We start from the raw sequence: 16,939 nt of genomic DNA, 5'->3' as shown, positions 1-16,939 counted from the left end.
TTTCCCCTCCTCTATTTTTTTAAAAATTAGTAATTTCTTAACTGCCATTCATTGCTGCTAAACTTCAGCTCCGAAGAATCAAGTTTCGGATTCAAGATATACCAGCCGCGGCCGTTCGTTGCCGTATCCGTTTTGTAAAGAAAGCGCAATTTTTCTGCGTCTTTCGGAATCGTCACTTCTTTTTTCTCCCAGCCATTACTTGCGCCAGTGAACTCAGCAAGTTTTTTCCAGGCGCCGTCTTTGAAGATCTCCACATTGCCGAAATCCCAGCCATCCTCGGTCATATACCAAGTAGTAAACATCAGTTTCGCGTCCATTTTCAGATGAAGGTCAGCCTCCATCACACGGTTCAGCTTATCTCCATACCCGGCAAACCAAGCCGAATCCTTGCCAGGAATCGAAACTGGAATGGCGTCTGCTACCTGCCGAGCAAACAATCTTCTTGTTTGATTCGTGGACACGGTATTTCTGCTCGGATGAACACGGTTGGTTAGTAAAATCGCAATCGTTTTATTGTTCGGACTGACGACAATCGATGTTCCTGTATAACCAGTATGTCCAAAGGAATAGGTTCCTTCCGATAAGGCATCCATATACCAGCCTTGGCCAAGTTCCCAGCCAAGTCCATGGTCATTACCAGGGAATTTCTCATTCTGATTTTCGAGCAATAGCTTAACCGTTTCTGGCTTCAAGATCCTTTTTCCAGCATACTTTCCATCGTTGATGAAAATATGAGCTAGCTTAGCAAGATCTTCAGCTGTTGAAAAAACACCGGCATGGCCAGCCACCCCATCAAGCGACCAAGCATTCTCATCGTGAACTTCGCCCCAAACCAGGCCGCGATTCGGAGTGGTTTGAAATTCAGTCGCAGCAATGCGATTTTTCAGTCGAGCTGGTGGATTATACATCGTGTCCTTCATCCCTATAGGCCCGGTGATATGCTCTTTCACAAATTCATCCTGACGCTGGCCGGATAATCGTTCCACCAATGCACCTAATGTAATCATGTTTAAATCGCTGTATTCATAGGCCGTGCCAGGAGGATTTTTTAATGACTGTTTAAAAACTAACTGCAGTCTCTCATCGCGTGAACTCCCTTTCGTATAGAGAGGAATCCAGGAGACAAAGCCGGATGTGTGTGTCAGCAACTGGCGGATGGTGACATTTTGCTTGCCGTTTGCAGCAAATTCCGGAATATACTTGGCAACCGGGTCATCCAGTTCAAATAATCCTTTTTCAAAAAGAATCATCACGGCTGTAGCTGTGAAAATTTTACTAATGGATGCCAGATCAAAAATCGTGTCCTCGTGCATCGGAACTGGGTTTTCCATTTCGGTAAACTTGCCGTCGATGTATTGAGCCGAATTACCATAGGCTGTATGTTTCACTATTTTCCCACCCCTAGCGACAAAGGCAACTGCACCGGGCATGATTTTTTCCGAAATCGCTTGGTTAATAATCTGGTCGATTTGCTGAAGCGGCGTTTCTACCATGCCAGCCCCTCTTGCCGAGCTGGGGTGAAGAACGCTTGATACTGGGATGACTGTTGAATTCCAGGTGAAAACTGGGTGAGGTTTCTGTGATGTAGAAGAACTCTTTTTTTCATGTTTTTCAATCGTTGGAACAATGGTTGTGTCACTTGTCGCAAAAGCAGTGGTGGTTCCCAAAAAAACGGTGCAAATTGAAGAAATGAGTAAGGTTTTTCTTTTCATAAGTCCCCCTTTGATAATTAATGAATTAATTGTAGGCGTCCCGTTATGTATAGAAAGATGATAACGCTTACAACTTATTTTAATCATATCTGCAGCAGTGTATAGTTGTCTATACCACATACGTCCTATTAAAGCCCTATTTGCTTATATTATCGGGTATAAAGCAGTGCATCATTAGTACCATTTTTTGAAATTTCTTGAAATTAAATATACAAGACAGGTGAACCCCTAGAATCAGTTAGGCAAATATAGGTTACCTTTCCTTGAAGCCCAGTTGACGGATATGTAATATCCACAGATTTAAAGGCTATATCCACATATATTTAGAAGTTACCAACAACAATTTAATGATATCCACAAGTTTATCAACATATTTTTATTGTTTACCGACATTAATTGACCCGAAATTTTTTTATCCACATTTCGCCTGCGTTTATCCACATTTTTAAAAATAATATCCACAATTTCTATAATGTTATTCACAACTTTTTACCTACCTTGAGGATAACTCCATTGTCCATAACAAAGGGACCTAGAAATATATTCTAAGTCCCATCTTTCCCCACTATTGATTCTCTATTCTGATATGTCAGCTTGCTTTTTATTGGTGGATATTCTTTCTTTTTCAACAATTTCCTTAAGTTCACCTTCATCGCCTTTTGCATTAATAATCTCGAAAATTTGATTCAATCCTTCACTTGTTTCATCCATGTTATTTTTCAAAAAAAAGCCTCCTTTTACTAATAGAATAACCAATTTGAAAGGCTGTATTTACCCTAAACGAGGTGTCAATATGAGTATGTTCACCGATTGACAAAATATCCAAATCGTTTAATCGCTAGAGTTAGTTTTTGCCAAGATAAAATGAAAGCGCATTCAATATTTAAGGGGTTAACATGTACAAACTTGGTCGCCGGGATCATCGGTGCTTTTGCTTGGAGAGAGATTGAAATAGCGGGAAATTTTCCCTATTGATTTCGACATTATTTTTCTTTTCTTCACTTCTATTTTTTGATATGTTTAAAGATAGCGTAGTGTCTTATCATAATAAAAATCCTTGACATTCTAGGCTTCTTCCATTTTTGATCCAGTTACATCCTTGAGCCCAGTTCAACAGCTTTACTACTATGATATGTTGCTTTCACCTTTAGCTTCATTCTTAACTCGTCACAAAGGCAATCTTGCTGCAACAGTTGGTTGTGGCGCTGCTGGAATAAATGATAATAATATTTACCCCTAATAATCATTTTCAACACATGAAAACCTCCTCAATAAGTTGGTTGACATAAATCGAAGGAGTTAGTCGTGTTCGGTAACTGGCAAGCATCGTCGTTAAACATTAGCCCCTTTAGTTTTGCGTCACCATTTTTCAATGGTTTTGCCGTTTCGTACGATTTATGTGTTTATAAAAAATATAAGCAACTTAATAAATAAAAAAAAGAGTCAATAGACCCAGAAAGTGTAAAAATTTGGTCATTGTGGAAAATAAAAAACATGTAACATATTGCGATTTACTAACGTCTTGGGAGTGTGGGCTTTATTTTACTAGTATGTTTTAAAGCTTCTTATAATGCCCATGCTGTAAATGAAGATAATTTTAATAAAAAGGAAGTTTAACATGGCAAAATTTCGATCTATTATTCTTTGTTCTATCGCTCTTATGATTCCTTTAGCAGGTTGCTCAGGAAAAAATAATTTTGTACAAAACGATAAAAAAATGGTCACCCAATCTCCACCCTCTGCTAACAAGCCATCAGCTGACACTAAAAATGTCAAGTATCGTCAGAATGGTACAAGCATCCAAGTTGTATCTAATCCTGAAACAGTCCCTGTTCTAATTAACAAGCTGAATAAGCTGCCTGATGATTACACGCCAAATGATTTGACTTATCCAAATATACCTTTCACCTTTAAAGAGAAAATAGAAAAACGAAAAATGCGGGCAATTGCCGCCGCTGCAATCGAAAAATTATTTGCTGGCGCCAAACAAGACGGTGTAAATTTACTAGGTGTTTCGGCCTACAGATCTCACGCTGTCCAAACGTCTTTGTTTAATTCCTATGTTAAAAGAGATGGCTATGAAGCAGCCAAAACCTATAGTGCTGTTCCTGGCACGAGTGAGCACGAAACAGGCCTTGCCATTGATGTGACCGGTGGAGACGGAAAATGTGCAGCCGAAAAATGCTTCGGCGGAACGGAAGAGGCAGCCTGGCTTGAGGATCATGTAGCCGAATACGGCTTTATCATCCGATATCCAAAAGGAAAAGATGCTATCACCGGCTACACATACGAACCATGGCACATCCGCTACGTTGGAAAATCAATTGCCAAAGAAATCATGAGCCGCGGCATTACCCTCGAGGAATACGTCAATGCTACTCCAGTCAATAATTAATTGGTTGATTGGTGTTCCTTTTGCTTTCTAGTGTGGCATCACTTTTAATGTGGTGCCTTTTTTTATGATGGTACCTAGATGGTGCCTGACACCACAGATGAACAAATGTCCTCGTAGGGCGGACATTAAAATAAAAAAAGGTGCCCCTGCTGCAGCTCTTTTGCAGTAGAGGCACCTTTTGTGTTATTTCCCCTTAATTTCCAACAACTTCAATCGCAGGTCATTTTCCATGGTAGCTAGGTCTTGTTCTGCAAGGCGGCGCTTATGTCTGCCTTCTTCTTGGATGCGCATTGTTTCCTCTAGCGTGCTGATCAAGCTTTCCTGAGTTTTCTTGAGGGTTTCAATATCGACGAGGCCGCGCTCGTTTTCTTTCGCGGTTTCGATTGTATTCGTTTTTAACATTTCTGCATTTTTCAACAGTAGCTCATTGGTTGTTTTAGAAACCTGCTTCTGAGCCTCGACCGCATGACGTTGACGAATGAGTGTCAATGCAATGGCCACTTGATTTTTCCATAATGGAATGGCCGTCATTATCGACGATTGAATCTTTTCCACAAGCGCTTGGTTCGTGTTTTGAATCAATCGGATTTGCGGGGCACTTTGAATCGTGATTTCACGGCTTAATTTCAAGTCATGCAGACGCTTGTCTAAACGGTCGGCAAATTGAATCATATCGTTGACTTCTTGAAATTTCATTTGATCATTTGTCGCTTCAGCCGCTCTTTTCAACTGTGGGATGGTTTTCTCCTGCATTTCTTCAAGCTTAATTTCCCCCGCGGCAATATATACATTCAAAGCATGGAAATATTCTTTATTTGTTTCATAAAGCTGTTCAAGCAATTTGATATCGGATAACAGGACGTTTTTACTGCGGTCCAGCTTCACACTGATCCGGTCAATTTGCGCTCCTGTTTTTTGATATTTGGAAAGTACCTCTTGCAGAGAGCCGGAAATTTTCCCAAACATACGAGCAAACAAGGATGGCTTCCCATCCTTAAGTTCATCTGGATTTACCTCATCAAGCCTCTTCATTAAATCACTAATGATTTCTCCAATTTCGCCAACATCCTTTTTCTGAACATGCTCAAGCATCATGTGTGAGAAGGATAATAGCTTTCCTTGAGCTTGGGTTCCGTATAAAATCATCGACTGATGGTTTGTCGGATCAATTTGCTCAGCAATCTGATACGCCTTTGCCCGGTTCTCCTCCGGAATCACATCAATTAATTTGACCGGTTTAACCTCACTGGTTTGTGCGACAGGGTCTTTGGCCAGTTCAAGTTTATCACCAAACGGATCGGCTAGTATATCATCTAATAAATTTCCAGTTTTATTCAGTTCCAATGGGTTGTTTTCGCTCATTTAATCCACCTATTCTTTTCAGGGAATTTAGAATCCTTTTGCTTATTAATCGTATGCTTTGCTACATCAATTTCAAAATTCAATGTATCGATATCATTAGAAATCACATGATATAAATCCTCTTCCAAAACCTTTGACATTTCATTTAATGTTCTACGCGTTTCAATGAGGGATTGCCCCATTTCAATGTTTTGTTTCGGCTGGGAGGATAAAAAGTTATATTTCTCAGTGAGCTCGACGACTGAATCTAAATGGGAAAAATAAAACTGCTCTGCTTGATAAAAGCGTTTCGGCTCCTTAGCGGTCATCTTGTGGATTTTTTTTGTAATCCGGAGAATATCAAGCCGTTGCTTTACAGATGCAAGATCACGAATCGTAAAAAGGTTTTTATTCAGGCGATTGATTTTCTGTTTTGCTTCGACTAAATTTTTCTTAATATAGCGGTATTCTTTTCTTGATAGCTGATGCTTGTTTATAAATTGACGGTTCATGTATAAGGAAAGGACAACATGGGTAAGGATTCCCCCAAGTATTGCATACCCTGCTGACGGCCAAAATGTCAGCCCAATTGGGAAAATGCATACTAGCCAAGTGATTACTGTTATCGGGACGGCCACAAACGAGCGGACAATAAACGAAAGAAAAGGGTTCATCATTAATCGACTCCTGACTATTTATCCATTATATTCATACGAAAGAAAGCAAATAAAGGTTTCACTTCCGTGAAAAAACTCATCAGAAGAAAGTTATTTCCATTTACTACTTCCACAATACACGAAAAAAATCCTGCCTGCTATAGACTTCAAGCGGAAAGAAATCTAGGGCTAGAGACGTATTTTTTCTTTGATGGTGTCATTGATGGTGTCAGGCACCACTTGTGTACATTTGTCCTTGTGTAGAGGACAGTGTAAAAAAGAAGAGCAAGACCACGATTTATGGTCTTGCTCTTCTTTTTGTTTTTTGATTTTAGTTTATTTGCCTTTCCAAGCTCCATCTTTGCCTAGTTTGTAGCCTTCAACGACGGTATTGGATAGCATTTGACCGGATTTATTTAAGTAGTACCATTTGTTTCCTATTTTTTTCCAGCCAATAGCCATGTCACCGCTTGAGTTTAGGTAATACCATTTGCCATTTTGGAATAGCCAGCCGATTTTCATAGACCCGTCGCCATTTAGATAATACCATTTGTTACTATCTAAAACCCAACCAGTAGCCATCGCGCCAGTTCTGTTCAAGAAATACCACTTGTTATTGACCTTAACCCAGCCAGTGAGCATTTTTCCTGTGTTGTCGAGGTAATACCAACTATAAGAATCTTTAACCCAGCCTGTTACTTTTTCGCTATTTTTGTAGAAATACCAAGCACCAGCTTCCTTCAGCCAGCCGCCTGTAACCGCAAACTTAACCGTTGTCTCATTTCTAGCCGCATCGGTTACTACTAAGGTGTAGGTTCCGTTCGCTTTAACTGCATCTCCGCTATTGAACTTAGATCCATTTAAAGTTGCGGTTCCTTCATTAAAAGTAATCGTGACACCTTTGACAAACTTTTGACCATCTTCTACTCCACTAACAACTGGAGCCGTTTGATCAATCTTGAAGTTAACAGTAGTTTTATTTCCAGCTTTATCCGTCACTATTAGAGTATAGGATCCGTCTGCCCTGACAACATCTCCACTTATAAATGCCTTTCCATTTAGAGTAGCCGTACCTTCATTAAAGGCAATGGTAACATCATAATTGAAGAGAGCATTGTTTTCGACACCGTTTACTACTGGAGCCGTTTGGTCAATCGTGAATTTGATGGTTGTCTTATTACCAGCAGTGCCATTTACTACTAACGTATAGGTTCCATCCATTTTCACAACATCGCCGCTCTTAAACGGAAAGCCATTAATAGTAGCATTTCCGTCGTTAAAAGTAATCTTAACATCATGGTTGTATAGGCCGCCGTCTTCAACGCCTGTAACAACTGGAGCAGTCTTCTTAACTTTCACTTCTACCGAATTAACCGCTTCTGTGTTGCCTGCATTGTCAACACTACGGTATTCTATTTTGAAAGTTCCATCAGTTGCTAATTTAAGGGAGGAGGTATAATCTTTCCACTCGCCTTGGTTCACTCTGTATTGAGTAACCTTTACGCCAGAAGTGGCATCTGTTGCGGTTAAATCAACCGCTGCATCAGACGTGTAGAAGCCATTTTCTCCGGTAGTACCTGTTACTTTTGCCGTAGTTACTGGAGCCGTTTTATCAATTTTCACAGTAAGTGATTGAGTTGCCTCCACGTTTCCAGCATGATCTGTACTGCGGAAGTCAACTTGGGTTGTTCCAGCAGTAGTCAGACTAATTGCTTGGGAGTAAGCAGTCCATTGACCGCCATTCACTTTGTATTCCGTTGATTTAACACCCGTTCCTTCATCTGTTGCTGAAAGCGTAACATTGACGTCAGAAGTATACCAGCCGTTTGTGCCCTCTGTTCCGGTGACTTTTGCCGTTGTTACTGGAGCCGTTTTATCAATTTTTACAGTAAGTGATTGGGTTGTTTCAACGTTTCCGGCATTATCTACACTTCGGTAGTCAACTTTGGTTGTTCCAGGAGTATTTAGACTAATTGCTTGGGAATAAGTAATCCATTCACCGTCATTTACTTTGTATTCCGTTGTTTTAACACCCGTTCCCTCATCTGTTGCTGAAAGCTCAACCGATACATCAGAAGTATACCAGCCGTTTATACCCGCAGTGCCAGTAACTTTTGCCGTCGTTACTGGTGCATTAGCATCAACATCAACAAGGTTAACTACAATTACTTTCTCAGCATGGTTTTGTCCTTCATCATCGACAATAAGCTTAACTTTGTTTTCTCCAAGGGTTAGACCGCTTAAAGAAAGCTTAAATTTACCGTCTTGAACAAGTGTGATTGGCTTTGTGCCTTCTTGCTTCTCACCCTTGCTGTTTGTGAATTCATATTTTGCATGCAACTTCGAATTTACATCATAATCTTCTTCAAAGACTTCTTCGACTAACGACTTCCAATCAATAAAGGAGTCTTCAATAGCTCCTGATAGGTCATAAGTTGAAGTCTTAACATTATAGGTAGCCTCTGTGACAATTTTCGGAGCAGTCTTTTTGACAAAAATTGGACCAATAAAATCCGAAACTACAACATCATCTTCAGTTACATTTAGAGTAGTTAAATCAAGGCTATATACACCATCAGGAGCATTCACCTTTTTACCCGTTGTCCAATCAGTGTAGCTTCCATTAAACGGTACTGTTTTCGCTCCAGTGGTAGTTGAAGTTGAATTCACTAACCATCCTAGATATCCATCACCATATTCACCTGCAGTTTGATTACTTGCATCCCACAGTTCCATATAAGTAATGTATTGACGATCAAAAAACTCATAGCGAGCCGTTGTGCTGTCTAACTTGCCGTCAGCATTCGGCGAAATAACTTTGCTATCAATAGAGAAATTCTTTAACCCCGTTGGTGGAGCAAAGTTTGCAGCAAACGGTAAAATTAACTTCGTTTTTCCATTGGTAATGTGGATATATCCAAACATTTCATTTCCAGCAGTACCTGTACCTTTTGGAACGTTTAATGTGACTTTTAATGAGTTTTCACCAGAGGCTGCTAGATTAAAATTCGGTTTGTCCACTTTCACAGTTGTTCCGGCTAAAGTACCTGTCGCAGCTTTCGTAACTTGTACCGTTACCGCATAGTCACTAGCGTTACCTGTTAGATTTTTTACTAAAATATCCTTTGTAATCGTGGATGGATTATTAGCATCAGTTGGAACATTTCCAAATGTTACCGTACCTTTGATGTTGTCATAGGTTTTTCCAGAAAAACTCGTTTTATCTAATGAATAAGCTAATGCTTCTGTTGTAGCAGCCTGATACGGTTGAACACGTCCTGGCCCCTGTGAAAACACGTCATATTTCGTTACATTGAGTTGCTTTGCCGTATTAGAGATGGCTACCTTAATATCAAATGGCGTCCAATTTGGATGCTCTGATTTTAGTAGGGCTGCAATCCCGGCAACATGCGGAGTCGCCATACTTGTCCCAGTGAAACGGTCATACGATTTGGAGTAGTCTGCATCTGGGAAGTCTTTGCCGTAAGCTGGAACTGAGGACATAATATCCGTTCCTGGTGCGGAAACATCTGGCTTGAGGTCGAAATTCGGGTTGGCCGGTCCACGTGAACTTGAGCTATTGATATCATCGCCAGCAGTTGTCCCTGTTGTAAAATTGCTGAATGTCACAGTGGCTTTTTTCGTTTGTAACGCTGTTCTTAATGTATTACCATCTGTAGTCGACATATCAAAGGTTGGGATAAATGAGAATGAATCACTAAGGAATACATCAGTCGGTCCATTACCGTTTGCTCCACCATTATTGTGGATAATCGCTGCCACTGCTCCAGCCTTCTTCGCATTGGCAATTTTTTCAACAAAGGCGATCGTACCCCGTGAGATAAGTGCGACTTTTCCGTTTACATCCAAACCTGTAAAATCTTTTGCTTCTCCAAGGCCTGGAACGGCAACAACATCATAAGTACCTGTTAAAACATCCTTAGGATCTTGACCAAATTTCCAACCCATTAAATTAAGGTTATAAGAAGTAAGTGCAGAACCTCCAAGCGTTACATTAACTTGTCCTGCCATCGTTTTTCCGGGAACAGTTGAATTTGCGACTGAAATAGCAAACGCTGCTGTTGAAGGGCTGCCAATGGTCCCTCGGTTCGGTCCGTCATTACCAGTTGCCACCACGGCTGTCGTACCGGCAAGTGCGGCATTATTTATAGCGATAGCATCTGATAAAGTTTGGCTATTGCTATCGCTGCTACCTAATGAAAGATTGATAATGTCCATTTTCTCTTGAACAGCTTTATCGATTCCGGCGATAACTCCTGCATTGGATCCACTTCCATATGCACCTAATACACGATAAGCATATAGCTCTACCTTTGGCGCTAATCCTTTAATTCCAAATGGATTATTACCTTGTGCAGCAATTGTTCCGGCAACGTGTGTACCGTGATCCGAATAGAAGGGGTTGCCGTCTGCATCAAATTCAGCCTTTCCTGATGGGCGGTCTAATGGAGAAGTTTCATATGGATCGTTAAAAGCTCGATCACGCGTATAATTGGCACGGCTGGATTGGTCGATAAAATTATATCCACCCTTATACACTCCTACAAATTCTGGATGATTGTAGTCAATACCAGTATCGAGGACAGCTACTTTGACACCATTCCCTTGATAACCTAAATTCCAAACTGCCGGAACATTTAGGAATGGATTACTCGTATTCATCGCTGGCTTAACCGTATCGCCATGAGTTTCTTTTCCTAAAGCATGCCTTTCTGCGTCTGGTTCAACCATCTTTACACCTTCAATGGAAAGAAGGTCTTTCACTTCGCTTGCTTTTACTTTAAGAGACATACCATTGAAAGTGTAGTTGTAAGTATAACCAACCTTGGCTTTAATGCCCTTTGCACTTATGTTATTTTTAAACTTTTGCTGCTGGGTAACCACTTTTTGCTGAATGGTTTTTTCTTCCGTTTTAGTTGTTGTTTTTCCCGCAACTTTATTGATTCCTTTTACTAATGCAACTGGGTATTCTGATAATTCGACGATTACAGCTACCTCTTCATCGCCGCTAAGGTTTTGTAAATCCTTGTGCAGGACTGCTGCCTTGCTTAATCCAGCCTTTTGCTGGGCAATCAAAGTCTTCATTTGCGTTAATGCTGCACTACTCAACTGATTCTTGGTAGATGTATTACCATTAGCTTGAGCTCTCCCGAATCCTGGAAATAACAATGTAAAGATCATAGTTAAAACTAGGAAACTACTATATAATTTTCGTTTTTGTCTAACCTTCAATCTGACAAACCCCTCTCAAATCTTATTTTTTTCTACTCTCTAAAACAGAAATCATCTCTTTAAATCCACCCCCTAATAGCCGATGCAATAGTTACTAGTATCACGCCTAATAATACTAAAATTTAGAATTATTAGGCGATAGTCATATTATACTATAAAACGACATATATTTTACATAATTTTCTAAAAATATATTAATATAGTTTTATTACTTTAGTTGGTGATGATATTTCGTAGGTGATAATAAGAGAAAGAATGGAAAAAGCAGGCTATCAGAAATGACAGCCTGCTTCTTTTCATTTATTTCCTCTTTTACTATTATTGTTCATAAAGTTCTATTGGGAGTCCATCAGGATCAGCGAAGAAAGTGAATTTTTTCTTTGTAAAAGGATCGACACGAATGGCCTCGACCTTTATTTGCTGTCCCTTTAAATAAGAAACTGCCTCTTCAATGTCTTCTATTTCGAGTGCTAGATGCCTTAAACCCACCGCTTCCGGATAGTTCGGCCTTTCTGGTGGATTTGGAAACGAGAATAACTCAATCTGATAATACCCATTCACTTCCAAGTCCAGTTTATAGGAATCTCTGTCCTCCCTGTAAACCTCTTGAACAGGCTTCATCCCAAGAATCTGAACATAAAAATCCTTTGATTTTTGATAATCAGAACAGATTATCGCAATATGATGTATTTTCGTTAACCTCATGAATGATCTCGCCTTTTCTCATCTACCATAGTCCGAAAAACAACTCCCTTGCCCGTCTTCTTAGACAAAGGGGGCAAATAAATATTGGATTATACTCAACTTGCAGCATCAACAACTGAAACCACATCTCATCCTGAAGTGTCCTCTCCACACAGACAAATGTCCACGGATGGTGCCTGACACCATTTCAATGAAACTTTAACACTACTTTAGTTTGCACCAAAGTCGGTTGGTTTCTCCGTGTCATTTTCAAAGTGGTAGAGGATGGCTTCCACGATTCGTTTGGAGGCGAAGCCGTCTCCGTATGGGTTTGAGGCTTTTGCCATTTGGTCATGTGCCTTCTTGTTGGATAAAAGCTCATCCGCCAGACCATAAATGGTCTCTTCATCGGTTCCTGCTAATTTTAATGTACCCGCTTCAATTCCTTCCGGCCGTTCCGTTGTATCACGTAACACAAGCACTGGCACTCCGAGGGAAGGTGCCTCCTCCTGAACACCACCAGAGTCAGTTAAAATCAAATAGGCTCTTGAAGCAAAGTTATGGAAATCAATCACATCTAGCGGCTCGATGAGCTGAATTCGGTCGTTATCTCCCAATATTCGATTGGCAATTTCACGGACCACAGGGTTCATATGGACAGGGTAGACCACCTGAACATCTTCGTGCTTTTCAACCACCCGGCGAATCGCACGAAACATGTTTTCCATTGGTTCTCCCGTATTTTCACGGCGGTGTGCCGTCATTAAAATTAATCGATCATTCCCTAGCTTGTCTAACACAGCGTGAGTGTAATTAGCTTTGACGGTTGTTTTTAACGCGTCAATCGCCGTATTACCTGTGATAAAAATGGCCTCTTCTCGTTTATTTTCAACCAAAAGGTTTTGCTTCGATTGAACTGTTGGCGAAAAATGAAGATCAGCCAAGACGCCCGTCAGCTGGCGGTTCATTTCCTCAGGATATGGCGAATACTTATTATGTGTCCGGAGTCCTGCCTCCACATGTCCAATCGGAATGGAATGATAAAAAGCGGCCAGGCTTGCCACGAAGGTTGTTGAGGTATCACCATGTACCAAGACAATATCTGGTTTTACTTCCGCCAACACCTGGTTAAGCCCTTCTAAGCATCGAGTCGTAACATCAATCAATGATTGTCTTTCTTTCATTATATTTAAGTCGTAATCAGGTGTAATTTCGAAAATATTCAAAACCTGGTCTAGCATTTCGCGGTGCTGTGCTGTGACCGTTACAATTGATTTTATTTTATCAGGATATTTCTCTAATTCTTTGACAAGCGGAGCCATTTTAATTGCTTCTGGCCTGGTCCCAAAAACTGTCATTACCTTCAATTGATTCACTATAAAAACCTCCAAGTCGTCTATCTACTGTTAGTATACAATTCATATCTTTAATTGAAAAATTAACGGTTAGAAAAGCCCTCATTTGTCACAATTCTCATGAAGAATAAAAAAATGATCGACTAAGATAAGCCCATTAACATGATAACAAATAACAAATGAAGGGAAAAGCGATTACCGAAATTTATGTTGCGAGCATAAAGATAGATTTCAATTGACAAAAGGGGAATATCAAGAAGGAAAGGTTTGTCCACAGGGTAACGGTGCTTATGTGGATATCTGGAAGATTGGTAAATATAGGCAAGGTAGTGAAATGAAACTCGAACGCTATCAAGAACTTATGAAAAAAGGATTACTCACAATCAATGAAGTCCGAAAGCGCGAAGGTCTTCCTGGTATACCTGATGGTAATAAGTTGTTTGTTCCTTTAACAAATGATCATATAAAATAATTATAAAATAAAGCCCGTTAGCACAATTGGTTGCACCTAAGGAAACATTTTCAAGGTTTTTGGTTTTATAAAAAAGAATCGAATCTTGCATAAAATTTATGTGATCTCCCCAATATAATCAAGAACCATCTTAATAACGAAGGAGGTAATAGAAAAATGAATAAAGATACTCAGAGTAATATGATAAACTCTCAAGCAGTAAAAGAACAGCTTCATCAACTCGAGGAACAGAACGGTACAAATGATAAAAATAAAAAGGGTAGTACGAATGAGATTCAACCAATTGCTACTGATGAAGGGCTAACACAATAATTTCTAGCACTGAAATAAATGAACCACTTTTGTCGAAATTAAATGCTTTTAGAAATGGAAATAGCCTAGTTGTTTCTTCGGGAGCGTCTAGGCTATTTGTATTTTCTTTACTGAAGCACGTGTTCTTGGTTCTTTTGTTGCATCTCTATTTTTGCATTACTGGACATCTCATTTAGGTACTGTTCTTTTGTATATCGTATTTGCCCAAACTATTTCTTAAGTTTTTTATAAAATAATGTAAGCCGAGCACTAGAATTTTCATGCTGTCCATCTTTATTGAAGCGTCTAAGCGACGCTTCTTTTTTAACTTCGCACTTTTCCTCAACAGCTAATTAACTCGCTGTTTAATGTGGTACACTTTTCCGCGCTTGTCCGTAACAGAATCCACTATCATTTCATAGAATGTACAAGCTTTTAATAAAGGTGGTGATACACTATGGATTTCGAACGCGAACATCGTCATAATCCTTTCGCTTTAATCGTTGTTCTTTTCATCCTATTGATTATTGTTGGGGCATCTTTCATGTTAGGTGGATACTAATTTCCAACAATTAGCGACACTTATTACAACATTTCAATGCACTGTCAGTATGGTAGATGGAATATAATACTCCTCCAACAATGTATCCCATCTACTATTAGCCCTCTGGTATCTCTGTGCCCGAGGGCTTTTTGTTTAACAAAATCACCTTAACTTTTTGCTTCTTACTCTGGACTACCCTGAAAGTTTTGGCTGTACACCTATCCTTACTAAAAATTCTCGTGCTTTTTTGAGGGCCTCTTTTTTTGTTGGTGCTTCCAGTAATTTAAATTGAGCCGATTCATCTTCAATGGTGTAAAATTTGCAATCTACACCTTCTACAGTTGAAAAAAATGCACCGTGAAAACCTTATTATTCACTAAAACGACATTACGGAGTTCGATTAGAGTTTGATTAAATCATTTTGATCTGCTTTTTTTCCAACCTAGCCCCATAATACTTTTTTTCAAATAACACAGTTAAATAAGCCTAGGCCCTGACCAAATGCTCCTTTTTTATATAAATAATATATAAAGGAGAGGATTAACCATGAATATTATTCAACGACTCATTCCTGTGTCTAACAACGACACTCGTCCAGGCCTAAAATTGGTGCCAAAATTCATTACCATTCATGAAACCGATAATACAAGTGCGGGAGCAGATGCGGAGGCACATGCTCGATTACAGCAGCGCGGCAACGATCGGACAGCATCTTGGCATTTGCAAATCGATGACCACGAAATCCTACAGTCGATTCCGTTTGATGAGGTGGCTTGGGCCGCCGGCGATGGTAGAAACGGCCCCGGCAATCGAACGTCGATTCATATCGAAATGTGTGTGAATACAGACGGCGACTATGAGAAGACGGTTTCTAATACAGTCGAAGTCGTCCAATATTTAATGAGCAGATATATCATACCGATTGATCATATTGTTCCTCATAAGCATTGGACGAGTAAGAACTGCCCCCAAAATTTACTACTTCGATGGAGCAGTTTTATTAAAAGCTGTCAGAGTACCAATAATGGATGGGTGAAAAAGGATGCTCAATGGTTCTTTTATAAAAATGGCAGGAAACAAACAGGTTGGGTGAAGGTTAAGAATAAGTGGTATTTTCTTGATGTCAATGGTGTTATGCAAACCGGCTGGGTGAAAGATGAGAGTAAGTGGTATTTTCTTGATAACAATGGAGTTATGAAGACAGGCTGGGTGAAAGATGAGAGTAAGTGGTATTTTCTTGATAACAATGGAGTTATGAAGACAGGCTGGGTGGAAGTTAATAATAAATGGTATAACTTCGGTAAGGATGGAGCCATGGTCACAGGCTGGATTAAATATAAATCCAAGTGGTATTTCTTGAAATCAAACGGTGAAATGGCAATTGGCTGGCTAAAAGATAATGACAAATGGTATTACCTTGATCCCGATGGGTCGATGTTATCCGGTCAACAGACTATTAGTGGTAAAGAATATACCTTTGGCAAAGATGGTGCATTAATCGAAGCAGCAGCACCTCCAGCTGGCGGAAACAAAAGTGGAAGTGTGGATGGAAAAACTCCAGCAAGTGATAATACAGGTGGAGATACAACGCCGGCTGTTGGTGAAAACCTTGGGGGTGATGAAATATCCCCAATCATTCATAACACTATTGATAGCGATCCAATCCCTTTCGCTGGTGAAAACGCCCCATTAAACTCAGACGAAATAACGCATTCAAGCCAAATTAAAAAGCAATAGTTTAGCAGGGCCCTCTTCCTAGAAGAAGGGCTTTTAATTTTCCCACTTTCTTACAAATCCTCCCTTTTCAAAAAAATGAATCATCCAAAACTAGCAAAAAAATCCTCCTGCCCTTCTAATTTAAAACTTGTTCAAGTCGGATCAAACTTCCTATCATAATTACATATCAGAATAATAATGGGATTTTTTTACTACAAGTGGTAAAATGTATAGGAATTTACATTTTTCAAATTGGAGACTAAGTTGAAGCTTACCCTTTAGCTGCTACACTAACAAATGACTCTTAAAACACTTAAATAATGAGGTGGTGTACATACCTTACCCATTCTAGCGGATATCATGACTACTTATATATCATTATAATCATCTAAAACTCTAAATCTCCATGAACCAGAACTACATTGAATACTGCCACTCACCTCGCCTGTCCACGAGCGGTGCCAGTAACCTATATATTAATAAAACATTCTATTTGGTAATTTTTTGGAGGGGTTAATAA

13 protein-coding genes and 1 riboswitch are annotated in these 16,939 nt (G+C 39.7%); of the genes, 5 read left to right on the top strand and 8 right to left on the bottom strand.

Features of this window, described 5'->3' with window-relative positions; translation table 11 throughout:
- Positions 1-26: 26 nt before the first annotated feature.
- The 3 genes from RTR43_RS03775 to RTR43_RS03765 form a co-directional block, all read right to left on the bottom strand.
- The gene (locus tag RTR43_RS03775; RefSeq protein ID WP_312469757.1) at positions 27-1,712 is read right to left on the bottom strand and encodes a serine hydrolase domain-containing protein; all 1,686 of its coding nucleotides are present in this window, start codon (positions 1,710-1,712) and stop codon (positions 27-29) included.
- Positions 1,713-2,288: 576 nt separating this feature from the next.
- Entirely contained in the window at positions 2,289-2,435 is a 147-nt protein-coding gene (locus tag RTR43_RS03770) for a hypothetical protein (protein ID WP_312469756.1), read from the bottom strand.
- Positions 2,436-2,803: 368 nt separating this feature from the next.
- Positions 2,804-2,968 carry a hypothetical protein gene (locus RTR43_RS03765; RefSeq protein ID WP_312469755.1) on the bottom strand — a complete coding sequence of 55 codons (165 nt, stop codon included), beginning with the start codon at positions 2,966-2,968 and terminating at the stop codon, positions 2,804-2,806.
- A gap of 52 nt (positions 2,969-3,020) precedes the next feature.
- Positions 3,021-3,105, bottom strand: a riboswitch (cyclic di-GMP riboswitch).
- Between the two features lie 225 nt (positions 3,106-3,330).
- Between RTR43_RS03765 and RTR43_RS03760 the strand changes: the two genes are divergently transcribed.
- Positions 3,331-4,107: a M15 family metallopeptidase gene (locus RTR43_RS03760; protein WP_312469754.1), complete on the top strand. Its 777-nt coding sequence runs from the start codon at positions 3,331-3,333 to the stop codon at positions 4,105-4,107.
- Positions 4,108-4,290: 183 nt separating this feature from the next.
- Here RTR43_RS03760 and RTR43_RS03755 read toward each other — a convergent pair whose 3' ends face one another.
- From RTR43_RS03755 to wecB, 5 genes are all read right to left on the bottom strand, one after another.
- Positions 4,291-5,469 (bottom strand): toxic anion resistance protein, encoded by a 1,179-nt coding sequence (locus RTR43_RS03755; RefSeq protein ID WP_312469752.1) that lies wholly within the window; start codon positions 5,467-5,469, stop codon positions 4,291-4,293.
- The gene (locus RTR43_RS03750; protein ID WP_312469750.1) at positions 5,466-6,125 is read right to left on the bottom strand and encodes a 5-bromo-4-chloroindolyl phosphate hydrolysis family protein; all 660 of its coding nucleotides are present in this window, start codon (positions 6,123-6,125) and stop codon (positions 5,466-5,468) included. The genes RTR43_RS03755 and RTR43_RS03750 overlap by 4 nt, the downstream gene beginning before the upstream one ends.
- A 315-nt stretch (positions 6,126-6,440) precedes the next feature.
- Entirely contained in the window at positions 6,441-11,357 is a 4,917-nt protein-coding gene (locus RTR43_RS03745; RefSeq protein ID WP_312469748.1) for an OmpL47-type beta-barrel domain-containing protein, read from the bottom strand.
- A 318-nt stretch (positions 11,358-11,675) separates the two neighbouring features.
- Positions 11,676-12,062 (bottom strand): SMU1112c/YaeR family gloxylase I-like metalloprotein, encoded by a 387-nt coding sequence (gene gloA2, locus RTR43_RS03740; protein WP_312469747.1) that lies wholly within the window; start codon positions 12,060-12,062, stop codon positions 11,676-11,678.
- A gap of 209 nt (positions 12,063-12,271) precedes the next feature.
- Positions 12,272-13,420, bottom strand: coding sequence for a non-hydrolyzing UDP-N-acetylglucosamine 2-epimerase (gene wecB / locus RTR43_RS03735; RefSeq protein ID WP_312469808.1), 1,149 nt, complete (start codon positions 13,418-13,420; stop codon positions 12,272-12,274).
- Positions 13,421-13,631: 211 nt separating this feature from the next.
- Between wecB and RTR43_RS03730 the strand changes: the two genes are divergently transcribed.
- From RTR43_RS03730 to RTR43_RS03715, 4 genes are all read left to right on the top strand, one after another.
- Entirely contained in the window at positions 13,632-13,868 is a 237-nt protein-coding gene (locus RTR43_RS03730; RefSeq protein ID WP_312469746.1) for a hypothetical protein, read from the top strand.
- Between the two features lie 156 nt (positions 13,869-14,024).
- Entirely contained in the window at positions 14,025-14,180 is a 156-nt protein-coding gene (locus RTR43_RS03725; RefSeq protein ID WP_312469745.1) for a hypothetical protein, read from the top strand.
- A gap of 436 nt (positions 14,181-14,616) precedes the next feature.
- Positions 14,617-14,721, top strand: a complete 105-nt coding sequence (locus tag RTR43_RS03720; protein ID WP_312469743.1) for a YjcZ family sporulation protein — start codon at positions 14,617-14,619, stop codon at positions 14,719-14,721.
- 528 nt (positions 14,722-15,249) lie between these two features.
- A complete protein-coding gene (locus RTR43_RS03715; protein WP_312469741.1) occupies positions 15,250-16,440 on the top strand; it encodes an N-acetylmuramoyl-L-alanine amidase in 1,191 nt (396 codons plus the stop codon).
- Positions 16,441-16,939: the final 499 nt, after the last annotated feature.

The sequence above is a fragment of the Neobacillus sp. genome (genome assembly GCF_031988165.1).
In the GTDB taxonomy this organism is placed as follows: domain Bacteria; phylum Bacillota; class Bacilli; order Bacillales; family Cytobacillaceae; genus Neobacillus; species Neobacillus rhizosphaerae.
The sequence above is the reverse complement of the archived record's forward strand: the minus strand, read 5'-3'. Positions and strand labels throughout refer to the sequence as shown.